This window comes from Paracoccus sp. SSK6, assembly GCF_039770665.1.
Lineage (GTDB): Bacteria > Pseudomonadota > Alphaproteobacteria > Rhodobacterales > Rhodobacteraceae > Paracoccus.
This window is the reverse complement of the sequence record NZ_JBDPNJ010000010.1, coordinates 18571-34722: the sequence shown is the minus strand read 5'-3', so window position 1 is coordinate 34722 and position 16152 is coordinate 18571. Positions and strand designations below refer to the sequence as shown.

Annotated in this window: 20 protein-coding genes; 15 read left to right on the top strand and 5 right to left on the bottom strand. The window is 64.2% G+C overall.

The genetic code is table 11. The features are described 5' to 3' along the window. Positions 1-15 precede the first annotated feature (15 nt). From AAIL68_RS09085 to AAIL68_RS09070, 4 genes are read right to left on the bottom strand one after another with little or no spacing between them, the layout of a single operon-like run. Positions 16-174: a hypothetical protein gene (locus tag AAIL68_RS09085; protein ID WP_347139460.1), complete on the bottom strand. Its 159-nt coding sequence runs from the start codon at positions 172-174 to the stop codon at positions 16-18. Next, complete coding sequence (locus AAIL68_RS09080) at positions 174-893, bottom strand: TerB family tellurite resistance protein (protein WP_347139459.1); 720 nt, start codon at positions 891-893, stop codon at positions 174-176. The genes AAIL68_RS09085 and AAIL68_RS09080 overlap by 1 nt, the downstream gene beginning before the upstream one ends. A 1-nt stretch (position 894) precedes the next feature. Continuing rightward, positions 895-1143, bottom strand: coding sequence for a hypothetical protein (locus AAIL68_RS09075; protein ID WP_347139458.1), 249 nt, complete (start codon positions 1141-1143; stop codon positions 895-897). Continuing rightward, on the bottom strand, positions 1140-1409 hold the full coding sequence (locus AAIL68_RS09070) for a hypothetical protein (protein ID WP_347139457.1): 270 nt from the start codon (positions 1407-1409) through the stop codon (positions 1140-1142). The genes AAIL68_RS09075 and AAIL68_RS09070 overlap by 4 nt, the downstream gene beginning before the upstream one ends. 882 nt (positions 1410-2291) lie before the next feature. On the opposite strand from AAIL68_RS09070, the gene AAIL68_RS09065 reads away from it, so the two are divergent. Beyond that, positions 2292-2555, top strand: coding sequence for a hypothetical protein (locus AAIL68_RS09065; protein ID WP_347139456.1), 264 nt, complete (start codon positions 2292-2294; stop codon positions 2553-2555). Positions 2556-2571: 16 nt separating this feature from the next. Beyond that, positions 2572-2850, top strand: coding sequence for a hypothetical protein (locus AAIL68_RS09060; RefSeq protein WP_347139455.1), 279 nt, complete (start codon positions 2572-2574; stop codon positions 2848-2850). 376 nt (positions 2851-3226) lie between these two features. Here AAIL68_RS09060 and AAIL68_RS09055 read toward each other — a convergent pair whose 3' ends face one another. Beyond that, complete coding sequence (locus AAIL68_RS09055; protein WP_347139454.1) at positions 3227-3514, bottom strand: hypothetical protein; 288 nt, start codon at positions 3512-3514, stop codon at positions 3227-3229. A 459-nt stretch (positions 3515-3973) separates the two neighbouring features. On the opposite strand from AAIL68_RS09055, the gene AAIL68_RS09050 reads away from it, so the two are divergent. The 13 genes from AAIL68_RS09050 (at position 3974) to AAIL68_RS08990 (ending at position 16107) form a co-directional block, all read left to right on the top strand. Continuing rightward, positions 3974-4231 (top strand): hypothetical protein, encoded by a 258-nt coding sequence (locus tag AAIL68_RS09050; protein WP_347139453.1) that lies wholly within the window; start codon positions 3974-3976, stop codon positions 4229-4231. A gap of 3 nt (positions 4232-4234) precedes the next feature. Beyond that, positions 4235-4435, top strand: a complete 201-nt coding sequence (locus AAIL68_RS09045) for a hypothetical protein (RefSeq protein ID WP_347139452.1) — start codon at positions 4235-4237, stop codon at positions 4433-4435. Next, on the top strand, positions 4432-5595 hold the full coding sequence (locus AAIL68_RS09040; protein WP_347139451.1) for a hypothetical protein: 1164 nt from the start codon (positions 4432-4434) through the stop codon (positions 5593-5595). The genes AAIL68_RS09045 and AAIL68_RS09040 overlap by 4 nt, the downstream gene beginning before the upstream one ends. Positions 5596-5620: 25 nt before the next feature. After that, on the top strand, positions 5621-7417 hold the full coding sequence (locus AAIL68_RS09035) for a phage/plasmid primase, P4 family (RefSeq protein ID WP_347139450.1): 1797 nt from the start codon (positions 5621-5623) through the stop codon (positions 7415-7417). Continuing rightward, on the top strand, positions 7410-7736 hold the full coding sequence (locus tag AAIL68_RS09030; RefSeq protein ID WP_347139449.1) for a hypothetical protein: 327 nt from the start codon (positions 7410-7412) through the stop codon (positions 7734-7736). Before AAIL68_RS09035 ends, AAIL68_RS09030 begins: the two co-directional genes overlap by 8 nt. Positions 7737-8348: 612 nt before the next feature. Then, on the top strand, positions 8349-9059 hold the full coding sequence (locus AAIL68_RS09025; RefSeq protein WP_347139448.1) for a hypothetical protein: 711 nt from the start codon (positions 8349-8351) through the stop codon (positions 9057-9059). A gap of 637 nt (positions 9060-9696) precedes the next feature. After that, complete coding sequence (locus tag AAIL68_RS09020; protein ID WP_347139447.1) at positions 9697-10044, top strand: HNH endonuclease signature motif containing protein; 348 nt, start codon at positions 9697-9699, stop codon at positions 10042-10044. Continuing rightward, the gene (locus tag AAIL68_RS09015) at positions 10025-10273 is read left to right on the top strand and encodes a hypothetical protein (protein ID WP_347139446.1); all 249 of its coding nucleotides are present in this window, start codon (positions 10025-10027) and stop codon (positions 10271-10273) included. The genes AAIL68_RS09020 and AAIL68_RS09015 overlap by 20 nt, the downstream gene beginning before the upstream one ends. A 198-nt stretch (positions 10274-10471) precedes the next feature. Next, entirely contained in the window at positions 10472-10969 is a 498-nt protein-coding gene (locus AAIL68_RS09010; RefSeq protein WP_347139445.1) for a hypothetical protein, read from the top strand. Next, a complete protein-coding gene (locus AAIL68_RS09005; RefSeq protein ID WP_347139444.1) occupies positions 10969-12699 on the top strand; it encodes a terminase large subunit in 1731 nt (576 codons plus the stop codon). Before AAIL68_RS09010 ends, AAIL68_RS09005 begins: the two co-directional genes overlap by 1 nt. Then, positions 12699-13949 (top strand): phage portal protein, encoded by a 1251-nt coding sequence (locus AAIL68_RS09000; protein ID WP_347139443.1) that lies wholly within the window; start codon positions 12699-12701, stop codon positions 13947-13949. The genes AAIL68_RS09005 and AAIL68_RS09000 overlap by 1 nt, the downstream gene beginning before the upstream one ends. Next, a complete protein-coding gene (locus AAIL68_RS08995) occupies positions 13946-14788 on the top strand; it encodes a head maturation protease, ClpP-related (protein ID WP_347139442.1) in 843 nt (280 codons plus the stop codon). The genes AAIL68_RS09000 and AAIL68_RS08995 overlap by 4 nt, the downstream gene beginning before the upstream one ends. Positions 14789-14799: 11 nt before the next feature. Beyond that, positions 14800-16107, top strand: a complete 1308-nt coding sequence (locus AAIL68_RS08990; RefSeq protein WP_347139441.1) for a phage major capsid protein — start codon at positions 14800-14802, stop codon at positions 16105-16107. Positions 16108-16152 lie beyond the last annotated feature (45 nt).

Below are 16152 nucleotides of genomic sequence, written 5' to 3'. Positions count from 1 at the left end.
CTGCACACCGAAGCGTCAGTCGTGGCGGGCCAGCCGCACCGCCGCCCAGACCAGGCCGACGCTGAGGCCGTCGATCATCAGATCCACGATGTTCGGGGTGATCAGGCGCAGCGCGGCCAGGGTGATCGCGGCACTGGTCGCATAGCCAAGAATGTGGCGGCGGATGGCGTCCATCAGGCGGCCAGCCGCGCCAGGTCGATGCCCAGTTCCTTGGCAAGCGAGTCCAGGATCTTCTGCTCCTCGGGCTCGATCTCGCCATCCGCCTCGGCCACGTCCAGGGCGGTCAGGATCACGCCTTCGGCCATCTCGGGATCCTTGGCGATCTCCATGATCTCCTTGCGCAGCCCGGCCCGACCGACGCGCCCGCCGCCGGCGCGGTCCAGCATGGCGTTGATGGTGCGTTCGATGGTGGGGCCGTCGAAGCCCGCCGCGAGAGACTTGTTGGCCTTGACGGCCTTCACGGTCGCCGTGACCTCGGCATCCTCGATCTCGCCATCGGCGGCGGCGATCAGAGCGGCGGCGGCACAGGTGGCCTCAAGGAAGTCCGTGCGGCCCGAGAATTTCTGAACGGCAGCCTCGGCCTTCTTGCCAAAAAGTTTTCCAAACATGCGGTGATGTCCTGTGGTTGATTGCCCGGTGCCGCCGGGCGCGGATGAGATTGGGCGGGGGGAATGCGTGGTGCCTGCCTCGATGGCGGCCACGGCCTCGCCGGTGATCAGGGCGCAGGCCCCGGCCCGGCACATGACCAGCCGGGGCCTGGTGTTGACCGTCACGGCGGTCAGGGAGCCGCCGCGCAGATGGGCCGTGGCCCGCTCGGTCTTGTTGCCGGTCATCCGGCGCCACAGGGCGGTGATGTCGCGCGTGTCGCCGGTGATGTCGGCCGAGGGGATCATGTCAGGCCCTGCCTGCAGCCTGGGCGGGCAGCACCTCGAATGCCGTGCGCAGGGCGCCCTGGCCCTCGGCGCGCTCGGCCTCGCGCAGCAGTGCGCTTGCCATCTGCCGGGCTTCGGAGGGCTTGAGGTCCATGGTCCCGGTGATGGTCACGCCGTCATCGGCGACCAGAAGGACCAGGATGCGGCGGTCGTTATGGGCTTGGCCGACATAGGCCTCGACGCCCCAGTAACCTGCTTGACGCGCGATCATGCCGCGATCTCCTCGGCCCCGTAGCGGCGGTCTCCGGCCAGGCGGTCGATCTGGCCGTCCATGTCGGCGGTCAGCAGCGGCGTGTCGCAGCTGCGGTCGGTGGTCATCCGCATCCGGGGCAGCCAGTTCTTGACCTGGGCCACGCGGCGGACGCGGGCCGGGTCTTCGCCCAGGCTGTCCGCGATCTCGGCCACGGTGCGCGACCAGCCGTGCAGGCGGCAGTCGCCCCAGATGCGATAGGCGAGGGCCATGGTGGCGGGGCGCATCAGCGGGGCCTCCTGCTGGTGTTGGCGGGGCGATGCCGCTGGCTGACCGTCATGCCATGACGGCTAGCGAGGATAGCCCAGGCCAGACGGCGGATCGGCTCAGGTGCCCGGGCGGCGATGTCAGGGGAGGCAATCAGCGCCATCGCGTCGGTCAAGGCGGCGGGCGCATCGGGAAGAGAGACGGTAAGGCTGGGGCGCATGGCGCGTGGCTCCATCGGGTTGCGATGTGCCACCATAATGCGGTAAAAAAACCGTAGTCAATACGTTGTGCGGTAAATTAACCGTAAAGTTAGGTCACGGCATTTCTGCCCTGCCAGACTGTCGCCGCAACTTGCGGGTTGAAACTGCCCTTTTTGTTCTCCTAATGTTCCGATAGGGGGGAAGAATGAAAGTAGAGCTGCAAGTACTTAAATCGCTCCAGGTGATCGTTAGCCTTCCCCGCGGCGCCGAGCGTGAACGCCATGTGCGGCAGCTCGCAGCATCTCCAGCTCTGCGTGATCTAGTTCACGAAGAAGGCCCACGATCTCTGCAATGGTTTCAGCGCGCGAATCTTCGTGTTCAGGCTGACCAGACATAAGCCATTCAAGGGAAACGCCTAGAGCTTTGGAAACTTGCAGAAGCTTACTTGTAGTAGCGCCCGCGCTCTTCCCGGACTGTGCAGCTCGACGCCAATTCCTGATGGTGTCTGGCGATCCGGTGGCGTCCATAGAGATTGAACGCTCACTGACGCTTTGGCCCTGCGCCTTAAGTTGGTCGATGCGATCATTGATGCGATCAAGCACTGAGGTCATGTCCATGCGGGGAAATTACCGAAGTAAGGCCGGAAGGGTTAGCGGTTAGAAAACCGTTGACAGTGCGGTAAAATAACCGCAAACAATCCTCATGATCGATACACAAGCCCTTCTTAATCGTGCCGACGAATACAAGGTGGCTGCCGGTGTCCTTGAGGATAAGACGGTATCTCATCGTGTGTTTGGTGACTCGAAGAAACTGACTTCCCTGAGAGAAGGCGGAGACATCACCGTTCGTCGGTTCAATGCGGCGATGCTTTGGTTCGATCAGAACTGGCCCATTCCGGCCGACAACTCCAACCAAGAGTATCCCCATGACAACCCCACCAAGAACCGCGCCACAGACGCGGCATAGCGGCTTGGCCGCTCCAATGTCCTTGATCCCGCCTGCTGGCGGTCGCGGGCGGAACGTCGTCTCGATCCGCCGCGCCCATGTCCATCGGCTGGATCGTGACGAATTCCTGCGCCGCTGGTCGATGCTGATGATCGCGAGCTTCGCAACGGCCGAAGCCTGCAAGGATCACTTCGGTGTCACGCTGCAGACGGCCTGCAACTGGCGCGACGGGCTGCACCGCCCGTCCGGCGATCACGTCGATTTCGCGCAGGCAAGCCTGCCGCGTTACGCCGAAATCATGAGGGGGTCGAAATGACAGGCATTCTGACGAAACTCGACGGCGCCAGGCTTGTCCGTACAAGCGAACCGATCGAGCCCGATGCTGATGAGTCTTGCCAAAATTTAGACCCCATTAGCGCGTTCCTGGACGGCGCGTGCGAGGTGTCAGGCAATCCTTCTGACAGCCTTTCCGCCAGAGAGTTGGTCGACGGCTTCAACGCCTGGTTGGCGCAGCGGGGTGAGAGCCGCTGGATGGACAGAACCGTCCACAATCGGTTGAAGAGCAGGGCCGGAGTGTGGCGGAGCGGTGCCACCGGCGCGACGTTCCAGATACGCAGGTCTCAAGGTGTGCTGTGGTTCGAAGGTATCCGTTTCCGGGATAGGCAGACGGGCAGCAATGCCGCCTCCGCCGATCATCCAGAGGTGACAAAGCCTTCATCATCAACCCATCCTGCCTCCGACAAGGCCTGGCCGAGGGTGCCGTTGATGAGCATCGCTGCTGCAGGGTTGAACCGGACGTCGGACGTTCGGCCGTCGCGGCCGACGAACCGAACAAACAATCCGTCGTATCCCTGCTGCACACCGATCGAGACGACATCCAGGGCGGCGCGCACTTCCTCTGTCGTTGCCGTGTCGGGTGAGAGGGCGATGAATTCATCCTGGATAGCCAGCGCTTCGGCGCTGCTCATGATCTTCGGCATCGGCTTCCTTTCAGGTTCGATGGTCGCACGGCAGTCTCGCGGCATTGACGGGATTCGTAAATCCCGGATGCGGGGCGCGTGATGGCACACGGGTATCAGGTTGCCCGGGGCGGGGGATACACGTCGGGGCGCAGCACCTGGCGCCACCCCGCTGCGATCGGGGCCCGCCTCGGGCGGGCTTGCACGACCCCGATCGCGGAACCTGCGGCTGGCCCGGCCGAGAGCCGTCCTGTGGCGGCGGGGCACACATGTTCCCTGGGGCGGTTTTGTCACGACCGCTGCCCCTGACTTGGCGGGGCGGCCATGTCCGCCGCCCCGTCCTTTTCATTCCGCCATCGCCTGCCCACGACGCAGGCGGTCGCGCGGGGCGCCTCTCCCGAACTCCTCTCAGGCGCCCCGTGCATCACGACACGAGGGACAGTTTCCATGGCACATGACAGACGCAGACAGGGGGCATTGATGATCGCTCTGGGCCTGGCCATGAAGGCCAAGCTGGAGGAGCCCGATCCGGGCATCCTCGGGCAGGCCGTCATTGCGATCAGCGAGACATTCCCGACCGACGATCCGATGCGATTGGCGATCAAGGGCTTTTCCGACCGCTTCCCGCTGGCCCGCCGCAATCCGGCGATGCTGCGCCAGGCCGGAGAGGATCTGTTCGGCGCCGTGATGCGGGCCAGCTGGCCCGCGCCGTCAGCCCGTGCGGACCTGGAGGGCTGATCCATGGTGTCGATCGACGAACAGCTTCCGCTGCCGGATGTCCGCATCGAAGCGGGCTACGCCGTGATCCGCATCCCCCTGCACGAAGTGCATGGCTATCGTGTCGCCCTGGCAGAATGTCCCTGCCGCGCGCCTAAGGCGAACAGCACTGCTAGCATCAGGCAGCAGCTGGCCCGCGCGCTTGGCTACCTGCAGGTGCGATGATGCGCGAGACGGACCCCCGCATCGCCGAGGCGCATCGCGTCCCGATGGCCGATCTGGTCGATCGCTTGCAGATCGGCGGCCTGGTGCGGACCTCGGGCGAGCTGGTCGGGCCATGCCCTGGTCCCGGTTGCGGTGGGAATGACCGGTTCGGGATCAACCTGCAGAAGCAGATTTTCAACTGCCGCATCTGCGGCGCTAAGGGCGACCAGATCGCTCTGGTGCAGCTGGTGCTGGGGATGGATTTTCCCGCCGCGCTGGAATGGCTGGCGGGCCCCGCCCAGCAACTGACGCCCGAACAGCGCGCCGAGGCGCGCCGCCGCGAGGACGAGAACAGGCGGAGGCGCGAGGCCGACGCCGACCGGCACCGCCTGGAGGCGATCAGGCGGGCGCGGTCCATCTGGGACGCTTCGCAACCTTCGGATGATACCGTCGTCGTCGATTACCTGACCTTGCGCGGCCTGCCGCCCAAGACGGGCATCCCGATGCCATCGTGGTGCAGGTTCGAGCCATCCGCGCGCCTGGTCGTGCCGCTGCCCAACCGGCAGAACGAATTCCAGACGGTCCATGAAGGCCCGGCGATGCTGTCGGCGATCCACGGGCCCGATGGCCAGCTGACCGGGGTGCACCGCACCTGGATCGACCTGTCGCAGCGCAAGGGCAGGCCGCTCATCCGCCATCCGTTCAAGGATGACGAGACGGTATCGACCAAGAAGGTCTATGGCTCCAAGAAGGGCGGCGCGATCCGCCTGTTCACGCCGCGCGGCGCCGACATCATGGTCATGGGCGAGGGGATCGAATCCACCCTGTCCGCTCTGCGCGGCGCGCCCATGCCGGGCACCGCCTATTGGGCAGGGGTCGATCTGGGCAACATGGCCGGGCAGCGCCAGATGGGCCGCGGTCTTCGCTATGCGGGCATTCCCGACATGGCGGACAGGGACGCCTTCGTGCCGCCCGTGTGGGTGCGTCACCTGATTTTCATCCAGGACGGGGACAGCGAACCCCGGCTGACCCGCGCCAAGCTGCTGGCCGGGTTGCGTCGGGCCATGGCGCTGCGGCCCGGCCTGAAAGCCAGCATCGTCCACCCCGGCGAGGGGCGGGACATGAACGATCTGCTGATGGGCGCGGCCCATGGCACGGAAAGCGTATCTGTCAATGACTGATGGAATTGAAGAAATCCGGGCCGTCATGGCCGAGCCGGAAAGTGTCGACCTGCCCGAGGGCATGGAGATCCCCGCCGACGATCACGGCGATCCTGGGTTCCAGCCTGACGATCGGGCGCCGGATGACGGCTCCCCCGCACCCCCTGATGCCGAGGGCGACGATCTGCCCCGAGACTGCGCCGGCCTGCCGTTGAACGATTTCGGCAACGGCCAGCGGTTCGTCCGGCATTTCGGGGACGACGTGATCTATGTGCCGCGCGTCGGCTGGTTCGTCTGGTCTGGTCAGCGGTGGGAGCAGGATCCCGACGAGATCGAGGTGCGGCGCCATGCGCAGCGCCTTGGCGGGCTGATCGAGAAGGAGATCCCGTATCTGGCCCTGGACGAATGGCAGAACCTGCTTCTGGCGGAAGCGCCCCAGGTCCGCACCCGCCTGCGCGAGGTCGAGGATCTGATCGAGGGAGGCGGCGAGGGGGCCGAGGAGGCAAGGGCCGAGCGCGACAAGCTCGAATCCAAGCTGTCCCAGATCGAGGCCACGAAGCGCCTGCTGTCCTCGAAGAAGGGCGAGCACCGCAAGTTCGCCAAGTCGTCGGGCAACAGCGGCAAGATCGATGCGGCCATGAAGGAATCAACCGTCGATCTGTCACGCAAGCTGGAACTGCTGGATGCTGCGGCCCTGGACGTGAACTGCGGGTCCGGGGTATTGCGCTTCACGGTCGAAGGTGGCGCGGGTGAGGGGTTCAGCCGCACAGCGAAAGTCGATCTGCTAGATCATGCCCGTGACCAGTTGATGACCAAGATGATGGCGGTCAAATACGACCCTTCTGCCAAGGCACCATTGTTCCACGCCTTCTTGAACCGCATCCAGCCAGACGAACATATGCGCGCCTTTCTGCAGCGGTGGTTCGGTCTTTCCATGACAGCGCTGACGGGGGAGCAAAAACTGTGCTTCTTCCATGGGGGCGGGGGTAACGGGAAATCAGTATTGGTAGACCTAATCGCCCGGATTATGGGCGACTATGCCAGCACCGCCAAGATCGAGACCCTGACCGGTTCTGGACGCCGGAATGCCTCGGACGCGACCCCTGATTTGCTGCCGCTTGTCGCTGCGCGGTTCGTTCGAGCGTCGGAACCGGATGAAGGCGAGAGGCTGAAAGAAGGCCTGGTCAAAGAACTGACCGGCGGAGAGCCGATGCTGGCGCGTGGGTTCCAGAAGGACTTCTTCGAGTTCCTTCCCCGTTTCAAGCTGACGATCAGTGGAAACCACAAGCCCGATATCCGCGGCCTCGATGACGGTATCTGGCGCCGTGTCCTGCTGGTGCCCTTCGGTGTCCAGATCCCCAAGGCTGAACGCGACCAGTCCTTGGGCGAGAAACTGTGGGCCGAACGGTCGGGCATCTTCAACTGGATGATCGAAGGGCTGCTGAACTACCTGGAGGACGGTCTGCGAGAGCCTGACGTCGTCCTGGACGCCACCCGAGAGTACCGCGAGCAGTCCGATCCGATCGGGCTGTTTCTGGACAGCGCCTGCGTCGTCACAGGCGAGCCGACCGACAGCCTGCCCACGAAGGACCTGGTGCTCGCCTTCAACTTCTGGATGGACCAGCGGGGCGAGGGCCAGTGGAAGGACCGCACCATCAGCCTGCGGCTGAAGGACAAGTCCCGCACCTGGCGCAGCGCTGTCACCGGCAAGGGCTTCACCGACCGCAAGTCGAGCGGGATCATGCGCTATGACGGGATCCGCTTCAGCGACGTGTTCTATCGCGACCTGCCGATCGACGCGACCACCGGCCGGGTGAACTGGAAGGGCGCGCGGAATGGGTGATGACTTCAAGCGCTGGCTTGTCGCGCCTATCGATCGAATGACAAAGGGTGCTCTGCTGTCGATTGCCCAGGAAGCGGATCCCGATCATCCGCGTTGGCAAGACTGGAGAGGCACCAAGGCCGACCTGATTGCGATTATACGTCGGCGCCGGGATGAGCATTGGAGCCAGCGACACGCTGGAAGAGCGGGCGTGCCGCTGTCACCTGACCGTATCGTGCGTGTCGGCGAGCGGGGCTATGTGGTTCCAGCCTCGATCATCTCGGCCGACGAGGCCAATACGTTTCTAGGATCACTGCCGAGGGTAGAGCCCGACGCATGACTACCCCAACCCCCTACCTTCATGGCAACCACGATCCTTGCCCAGCCTGCGAGCTGCGACGCGAGGCACAGGACACCGCGCCCGTGTTCCGCGATCCGATCCCCTGCAACCAGTGCCACGGCCTGGGCTATCTGCCGCTCTCGGCCGAGGAGATCGTCCGGCGCACGAGGGAGGATGCCTGCCGCTGGTACTGGCCTGCCTTCGACCGCGCCTTTGCGGATCCCCGCACCCCTCTCTCGCTTGCTGCGATCAGGGAGGATCATCGTCCCTGTGGGGAGCATGGGGAGAATACGGGGTGCGGGGGCCGGTCGCGACAAATCAGGGGGTTAGGGGGCGCTTGGGGATCATGGGGAGCATAGGGAGGATAAATGCGGACCCTCGCGTATGCGCGCGCGCGACAACAGGGGGTCAGGGGGTAAGCCTCTCATGTGCGGTGGTTGGGAAACATCCTCCCTATCCTCCCTGATCCTCTCAACCTGCTGATCTTCCTCCCTTTATCACCTCCTATCATCCTCCCTTTAACCTCCCTTCCTCTTTGTCATCCTCCCTATGGTCCCTGAACTGAAACGAACGAAAACAACGGATAGAAGAATGAAAGAAAGGGGCCACAAGATGTTGATTGAAGGCGAGTGGAGCGGGAAAATTGCCCTGCATGCCGAGAAGCTTGGCGTCCAGTTGGTCAAGGATGCGGCCCAGATCCCTGAAGAGTGCGGGCCCGACATCGCCCCAGCCCCGGCGCGCGGTGGCTTCGTCCTGGTCCGCAACGTCGAGTTGCTGCCGGTGGGCACCGATAAGGTCGAGGCCGTGCATCGCGGGTTCGGCGGGCGCGCGGCCATCCGGCGGGCCGATGTCTTCGACGCCATGATCGCCGCCGCCCTGCGCGCCAAGCGCCCTGTGCCGCTGACGCCGGGTCAGATCGCCATCGGGCGGCGATATCATGATCTGGCCGAGCTGCTGTCGGCCGACGGCACCAAGCTGTCCAGCCTGCAGTCGTCGTTCGGCGGTGGGGCAGGGCGCGACTGGATGGACCGCCGCCTGGAGTTCGCGGCTGAACTGGAAGGTCTGCGGCGGCGCATCGGCTCGGGCCCGGCCATGGTGCTGCGCCGCGTCAGGCCCTCGCAGCGAAAGCGGGCGCTGATGCCTGAGGAAAGGGCTCCTCATATCTTCACCAGGCGCGATCTGGTCGATGCCGTGTGCCTCAAGGGCAAGACCATCAAGCAGACGCTGATCATGTTCGACTGGCAGGACAATGGTCGCAATGGCAAAGCCGCCCTAGAGGCCTTGGCAGGGGCCTTGGACGCCATGATCGGATATCGAGGGTAAAAAAAAGTTCTTGACCGCTTATGGCGCTCTGTGCGAGTCGTCTGGATATTATCCGGAATTGCGCCCGCAGGGATCATCACCCTCGCGGGCGCTTCCTATTTCAGGGAGGCGGCCATGTAACGACCGGCCCGAATGAATGGCAGAGGGCACGCCAAATCGACCCGCCTGCGCCGCTGAGGGACTAATACAGCGCCGAGCAAGAGCCGCGCCTCGGGCGGCCCGTGAGATACCAGGGGAAGCTGCCGCGCCCCGGCCCACGCACAGGCCTATCCCTCAAGAGGTGGTGGGCCCCGGCAGCCAGGCGGGTGGGATGCCCGCATCAGCAGAAAGGAACGGTATGCCGCCCGGACCCATCGTTCGTGTCAGTCACCCATGCCAGTGCGGTGACCGGATGCAATACCGCAAGAGATGGTTTCGCGGTTGGCGTCTTGAGTGCGTGTGCGGTCGATGTGGTCCATGGCGGTCACATCCCGAAACTGAGCGAGCGCAGCCGAGGATGATCGTCGATGGTTATCAGGCCACGCCCGGCATCTACGGGCCGCTTCCTCGAGGCGGGTCTAGCTGTGGGACCTTGCAGCCCAAAGCGTCGCAGCCGGTGACAAGCAAGCCTAAGCACAACGAATAGCGAAGGGCAGTCATGGCACGGATGAAGCAACTCGCACCGCGCGGGCGGCAGCTGAAGCCACGCGGCCAGTCGGGTCCAGCGCCGGTGCGCACGCGGGATCGTGTCGATACATGGCGGGCCTGGTACAAGACGGCGGAATGGCGGACAATCCGGTGGGATGTCCTGGTGGATGCCAACTTCACCTGCGTCAGGTGCGGGCTGATCTTCGAGAGCGCCGACTTGGTCGGGGACCACATCCGCCCGCATCGGGGTGATCGTGACCTGTTCTTCGACCGGACCAACGTCCAGTGCATGTGCGCCGCCTGCCACAGCCGGGACAAGCAGAGAGAGGAGCGCGCCAATGCTTATCGCGATGATTGAAGGCGTGACCCGCATCATCGGCAAGTCGCAGGGCTATCTGGGCCTGCCGCTGCGCGACGAGGTGTTGAACTGCGCCGTCACGGGCGAGGGCCCCCCGGCCATGGTGTCGGCATGGCAGCCGACGCCGGACGAACTGGCCCGCCTGAACGCAGGCGCCTCGGTGCACCTCCGGGTGATCGGCACCCAGCATCCGCCCGTGATGCTCGAAGTCGGGCAGCCGCCCGCCTGATCCCGCGCGTCGGGCGCGAGATCCCCGAAAAATCCAGCGGGTCACCTCGATCCGCCCTCGAAAGCGGCGCGGTTCGGCCCGAAATGCCCGAAAATCGGGCAGATCGACCCGAAAAACCCCGAAAGGGGGGGTGGGTCGAAAGTCAGGGGGTCGGTTGGCGCTGGACCCGCGTCCCCCTCAGTCGGAGATTTTTTTCCTGTGGAAAGCAAAAATTCTGGAGACGGGCAGGAGGTCGACCTGTTCGGTCAGCCGCTGCTGCCGATCCGGGATCGGCGCGGTCGGCCGTGTTTCAGGAAAGATAAGGAAAATCAGGATTTTGTTATGGTCCGCGTTGCTGCTGGGTGGGCGCAGAAGCGGATCGCCGAGGATATGGGCATCGACGAAAAGACGCTGCGCAAACATTTTTCCCGTGAGCTGGAGATGGGTGCGACGTTCATCGAGGGCGTCATGCTGGACGTCCTGATCCGCAAGGTGCGCGAGGGCCATACGCCGTCCGTTCGCCAGCTGCGCGAGCAGCTGAAGGATGCGGGAACCAAGGCGCCGCGCAACAGACCCAACCAGGATGATGACAGCGACGAGGATGATGACCAGGTGCCAGACCTGCCTTTGGGCAAGAAGGAACAGGCCGTCCTGGAAGCCCAGAAGGTGCCTGACAATTACGGGGACATCTTCGACCGGTTGAAGGGCCGGCACTGATGCCGCTCGACGCCGTGTCCTTTGCCTGCCTGGACTGGGCGGACAAGCTGCGCCAGGGTCAGACGCCGATCCCGGATTTGCCGCTCGACGATGTGGTCGCGGATGCGGCGGTCGATCTGTTCAACCTGCTGCGAGTCCCGGACATTCCGGGCCAGCCGACGATGGCCGAGGCAGGGGGCGACTGGATCCGGGACATCGTGCGGGCCGCCTTCGGCTCGATCGACCCTGTAACCGGCAAGCGCTTCGTGGGTGAGATCTTCAACCTCATCCCCAAGAAGAACTCGAAGACCACCAATGCGGCTGCCCTGGGGCTGATCGCGCTCTTGATGAACCGCCGCCCGAACATCGATGGCGTGATCATCGGGCCGACCCAGGAGGTGGCCGAGAAGTGCTTCGCCCAGGCGGCCGGCATGATCGATGCCGATGCCTATCTGCGCAAGCGATTCAAGGTCATCGAGCACAAGAAGACGATCCTCGACCTGCACAAGGACGAGGAGACCGGCGTTCGCATGAACGCCAAGCTGAAGATCAAGAGCTTCGACCCGAAGGTCGTGACCGGCTCCATCCCGGCGTTTGCGATCATCGACGAGCTGCACCTGATGGCCGAGATGAACCACGCCGCCCGTGTGATCGGTCAGATCAGGGGCGGGATGATCACCAACGATGAAAGCCTGCTGATCATCATCACCACCCAGTCGGAGATCGCGCCGGCCGGCGTCTTCAAGGCTGAGCTGCAATATGCTCGCGGGGTGCGGGACGGCTCGATCACGAACGGCGTGCGGATGCTGCCGATCCTCTACGAGTTTCCGGAGGAGATGCAGCGCTCCGAGGCGAAGGTCTGGCGCGATCCCAAGGTCTGGCCGATGGTCCTGCCAAACCTCGGACGGTCAATCACCATCGAGCGCCTGGTGCAGGACTACCAAGGCGCGGTCGAGAAGGGGATTGAGGAAGAGATTCGCTGGGCTTCCCAGCACCTCAATATCGAGATCGGGCTGGGGCTGCATGCCAACCGCTGGCCCGGGGCGGATCACTGGACGAAATGCGGCGACAAGACGCTGACGCTGGATGCGCTGATCGAGCGGTCCGAGGTCTGTGTCGTCGGCGTGGACGGCGGCGGCCTGGATGACCTCTTCGGCTTGGCCGTCATCGGCCGCGAACGCGAGACGCGGAAGTGGCTGCACTGGGCGCATGTCTGGGCCTTCGACGAGGTCTTCGAGCAGCGCAAGGACATCGCGCCGCGCCTGCTGGACTTCGAGAAGGCCGGAGACCTGACCAGGTGCAAGGCGGTGGGTGACGACGTGGCTGGCGCCGTCGCGATCATCGAGCGGCTTGAGGAAGCGGGCCTGCTGCCTACAGCAAGTCCGGCAATCGGGCTGGATGTCTACGGGATTGCCGAACTTTTGGACGGCCTCGATGTCGCCGGGTTCGGGGACGATCGCTGGATCGGCGTCGGACAAGGCTACAAGCTTCAACCAGCGATGCTGTCTCTTCCGCGTCGATTGAAGGACCGGAAGTTGATCCACGCGGCCAGCGAGATGATGGCGTGGACCGTGAGCAACGCCAAAACAGAGCTCAAGGGGAGCAACTACATCGTGACCAAGCAGGTAGCCGGAAGCGCGAAGATCGACGCCCTGATGGCGACCTTCAACGCCGCAATGTTGATGTCAGGGCATCCCGAAGCCTCGGCCTCGCTGAGCGACTTCCTCTCTGACCCCGTGATGGCAATCTGATGTCGCTCCTGACCCGGCTTGCCGCATCCCTTCCGGCGCGCGTGCGCTCGGAGGCCTACGAGCTTGAGAAAGAGAAGCGCCTGCGCCTTGCGGATAGCTGGGGATGGAAAAGCCTGTTCGGCCGCGAGTCTGCTGCGGGCAAGCGGGTCACGCTAGACACCGCCATGCAGCTGTCAGCGGTATGGGCCTGCGTCCGGCAGACTGCCCTGGTCATTTCCTCGCTGCCGATGGGCGTCTACGAAAAGCGCACAGACGGATCGCGCGAACCGATTTCGGACCGCTTGGCCGAGGTGCTGACCGTGTCGCCAAACATCGACCAGACCGCCCAGGAACACTGGGAAGGCCAGACGGCCTGGCTGATGACCAACGGCAACTGCTATGCGGAACGATTTGATACGCCGCGGGGACTTTCCAGCCTGAGGACGCTGCCCGCGAACGTCACAAGCCCGTTCCGGAACGCAGACGGCGATCTGATGTATCGCACAACTGACCGCGGCAAGGTCGAGGTTCTGCCTCGCGAGAAGGTCTTTCACGTCCGGGGATTCGGCTTTGGTGGCGACATGGGCTTGTCCGCCATTTCCTTCGGCGTCCAAGGCATGGGCGCTGCGATCGCAGCGGAAGAGAGTGCTGGCAAGCTGTTCAGCAACGGCATGCAGATCTCCGGCTTCATGAAGACCAACCAGACGCTGAAACCGGAGCAGCGCGTCCAGATGCGCAAGATGCTCAGCGATTATCGCGGATCGGATGCCGCCTGGAAGGTTCTGCTGCTGGAAGCGGGCATGGACTTCCAGGCGCTGACCCTCAACCCCGAGGACGCGCAGATGCTGGAAACGCGCCGCTTCGCGATTGAGGACATCTGCCGTTGGTTCGGCACGCCGCCGATCGTCATCGGCCACGCGGGCGAGGGCCAGACGATGTGGGGCTCGGGCGTCGAGCAGATCATGATCGCCTGGATGAACACGGGCCTGAACCCGATCCTTCGCAGGATCGAGGGGCGGATCCGCAAAGACCTGATCCCGGCGGGCCAGCGTGTAAAGCAATACGCCGAGTTCAACCGCGAGGGCATCCTTCAGATGGACAGCAAGGCAAAGGCCGAGTTCCTGACGAAGCTGGTCAGCAACGGGATCATGTCGCGCAACGAAGCCCGCGAAAAGCTGAACCTCGCCCGCCGCGACGGGGCGGACGATCTCACGGCACAGACGGCCATGGCCCCTGTGCAGGATCTTGGCCAACAGGAGAACACGCCATGACGCTGCTGAACCTGCCCAAGGCGGACATTGCGGCCCGGCCCGGGCTTCGCAGCGATGTGACGCCGAAGGCCCTGACCCGCTGGAACCCGGATGTGCGCTCCGCCGCCAGTGACTCGGATGCCACCATCTCCGTCCTCGACGTGATCGGGCAGGATTACTGGGGCGAGGGGGTCACCGCGAAGCGCATCTCTGCCGCGCTGCGCGCGATCGGTGATCGTGAGGTGACGGTCAACATCAACTCGCCGGGTGGCGATTTCTTCGAGGGGCTGGCGATCTACAACGCCCTGCGCGAGCATAAGGCGAAGATCAACGTCCGGATCCTTGGTGTCGCTGCCTCGGCGGCCTCGGTCATTGCGATGGCGGGCGATGACATCCGGATCGCCCGGGCAGGCTTCCTGATGATCCACAACACCTGGGTCGTTGCGGCCGGCGATCGCCACGCTCTGACCGAGGTCGCGGAATGGCTGAAGCCGTTCGACGAGGTGTCGGCGGACATCTATTCCGCCCGGTCTGGCATCGAGGCGAAGAAGATCGCAGGCATGCTGGATCGCGAGACCTGGATTTCCGGGTCGGCCGCGGTTGAACAGGGCTTCGCCAATGCCCTCCTTGCCGCCGACGAGATCGACGCGGGCGGCGATGCCCAGCAGCGCGGGGGAGAAACCCGCGCCGAGAAGAAATTTGACGTCCTGGCCCACAAGGCGGGCGTCTCGCGCTCGGAAGCTCGCGAGCTTCTGGCCGCACTGAAAGGGGGCAAGCCTGGCGCTGCCCCCGATGGCAAGCCGGGTGCTGCCGTCGAGGAGGAGGTTCGCAACTTCCTCGCCTCCCTGAAAACCCTTTGAAGGAACTGGCAATGTCCAAACACTTGATGATGCTGCCCTCGCTGGCAGCAATGATGGCTGCGCGCCCGGCCGCCGTGATCGGCTCGGTCCGCGCCGATGCTGGCGGCTCTGATGTCGCCCAGCTGATGAAGGACGTGAAGGCGCAGCTCGATCGCATCACCAGCGACGTGAACAAGACCGCCGAAACGGCCATGAACGAGGCCAAGAAGGCGGGTGAGGTCTCGGCCGAGACCAAGTCCGCCGTCGATCAGCTGCTGAACACCCAAGGCGCGCTGAAGCAGGCCTTCGACAAGCTGGAAAAGAAGGTCGAAGACCTGGACGCCAGCAACCTCGATATCGAGCAGCGCCTTGGCAGCCGCCGTCCTGGTGGCGGCGATGATCCCCGCCAGACGCTCGGCATGGCCGTCGCAAACCACGAGGGGGTCAAAGGCTTCGTCAAAGGCACCATGTCCTTCACGGTGCAGAATGCGATCACCTCGGGCTCGGCCTCTGCCGGAACGCTGAAGGTGCCGCAGAGGGATACCGAGATTGTCGGCTTGCCGCGTCGCCAGTTCTTCGTGCGCGACCTGCTGAGCCGCAACACCACCACGACCGACCTGATCCAGTACGCGAAGCTGAAGACGCGAACCCTGAACGCCGGCATGGTCGCCGAAGGCGGCCTGAAGCCCGAAAGCAACCTGGAATGGGAACTGGCCGAGGCGGCGGTCCGCACGATCGCGCACTGGATCCATGTCGCCCGTCAGACGATGGACGACATTCCGCAGCTGCAGGGCGAGATCGACAACGAACTGGTCTATGGCCTCGACCTGGTCGAGGAGAACCAGATCCTGTCGGGCGACGGCACCAACCAGAACCTGAGCGGTCTGATCACCAACGCTTCGGACTATCTCGGCACTTACGAGCCTGCCGGGTCGAGCCGGATCGACCGTCTGCGGTTCTCGCTGCTGGAAGCCAGCCTTGCCGGCTATCCTGCCGATGGCATGGTGCTCAACGAGATCGACTGGGCGCTGATCGAGACCACCAAGGACAACGAAGGTCGTTACATCTTCGCGAATCCTCTGCAACTGGCGGGGCCTGTACTCTGGGGCCGTCCGGTCGTGCCGACCACCGAGATTGCTGCCGACCACTTCCTGACCGGCGCCTTCAAGGTTGCCGCGACCATCTATGACCGGATGGACACGGAAGTGCTGATCTCCAGCGAGGACCGCGACAACTTCGTCAAGAACATGTTGACGGTTCGTGCGGAGAAGCGCCTGGCCCTTGCGATCAAGCGGGCCAAGGCCCTGATCTACGGCCAGTTCAGCGCGGCCGGCGCGTGATCCAGGCGGGCGCTTCGGCGCCCGCTCTCTCCCTCTGGCAGAAGG

Excerpts from the sequence above, each read along its gene's own strand:
- AAIL68_RS09000 (WP_347139443.1), top strand. The coding sequence starts at position 12,699 with ATGTCGCTCCTGACCCGGCTTGCCGCATCCCTTCCGGCGCGCGTGCGC.
- AAIL68_RS09035 (WP_347139450.1), top strand. The coding sequence starts at position 5,621 with ATGGCCGAGCCGGAAAGTGTCGACCTGCCCGAGGGCATGGAGATCCCC.
- AAIL68_RS09080 (WP_347139459.1), bottom strand. The coding sequence starts at position 893 with ATGATCCCCTCGGCCGACATCACCGGCGACACGCGCGACATCACCGCC.
- AAIL68_RS09020 (WP_347139447.1), top strand. The coding sequence starts at position 9,697 with ATGGCACGGATGAAGCAACTCGCACCGCGCGGGCGGCAGCTGAAGCCA.
- AAIL68_RS09065 (WP_347139456.1), top strand. The coding sequence starts at position 2,292 with ATGATCGATACACAAGCCCTTCTTAATCGTGCCGACGAATACAAGGTG.
- AAIL68_RS09060 (WP_347139455.1), top strand. The coding sequence starts at position 2,572 with ATGTCCTTGATCCCGCCTGCTGGCGGTCGCGGGCGGAACGTCGTCTCG.
- AAIL68_RS09005 (WP_347139444.1), top strand. The coding sequence starts at position 10,969 with ATGCCGCTCGACGCCGTGTCCTTTGCCTGCCTGGACTGGGCGGACAAG.
- AAIL68_RS09050 (WP_347139453.1), top strand. The coding sequence starts at position 3,974 with ATGATCGCTCTGGGCCTGGCCATGAAGGCCAAGCTGGAGGAGCCCGAT.
- AAIL68_RS09025 (WP_347139448.1), top strand. The coding sequence starts at position 8,349 with ATGTTGATTGAAGGCGAGTGGAGCGGGAAAATTGCCCTGCATGCCGAG.
- AAIL68_RS09015 (WP_347139446.1), top strand. The coding sequence starts at position 10,025 with ATGCTTATCGCGATGATTGAAGGCGTGACCCGCATCATCGGCAAGTCG.
- AAIL68_RS09085 (WP_347139460.1), bottom strand. The coding sequence starts at position 174 with ATGGACGCCATCCGCCGCCACATTCTTGGCTATGCGACCAGTGCCGCG.
- AAIL68_RS09070 (WP_347139457.1), bottom strand. The coding sequence starts at position 1,409 with ATGCGCCCCGCCACCATGGCCCTCGCCTATCGCATCTGGGGCGACTGC.
- AAIL68_RS09055 (WP_347139454.1), bottom strand. The coding sequence starts at position 3,514 with ATGCCGAAGATCATGAGCAGCGCCGAAGCGCTGGCTATCCAGGATGAA.
- AAIL68_RS08990 (WP_347139441.1), top strand. The coding sequence starts at position 14,800 with ATGTCCAAACACTTGATGATGCTGCCCTCGCTGGCAGCAATGATGGCT.
- AAIL68_RS09045 (WP_347139452.1), top strand. The coding sequence starts at position 4,235 with ATGGTGTCGATCGACGAACAGCTTCCGCTGCCGGATGTCCGCATCGAA.
- AAIL68_RS09075 (WP_347139458.1), bottom strand. The coding sequence starts at position 1,143 with ATGATCGCGCGTCAAGCAGGTTACTGGGGCGTCGAGGCCTATGTCGGC.
- AAIL68_RS08995 (WP_347139442.1), top strand. The coding sequence starts at position 13,946 with ATGACGCTGCTGAACCTGCCCAAGGCGGACATTGCGGCCCGGCCCGGG.
- AAIL68_RS09030 (WP_347139449.1), top strand. The coding sequence starts at position 7,410 with ATGGGTGATGACTTCAAGCGCTGGCTTGTCGCGCCTATCGATCGAATG.
- AAIL68_RS09040 (WP_347139451.1), top strand. The coding sequence starts at position 4,432 with ATGATGCGCGAGACGGACCCCCGCATCGCCGAGGCGCATCGCGTCCCG.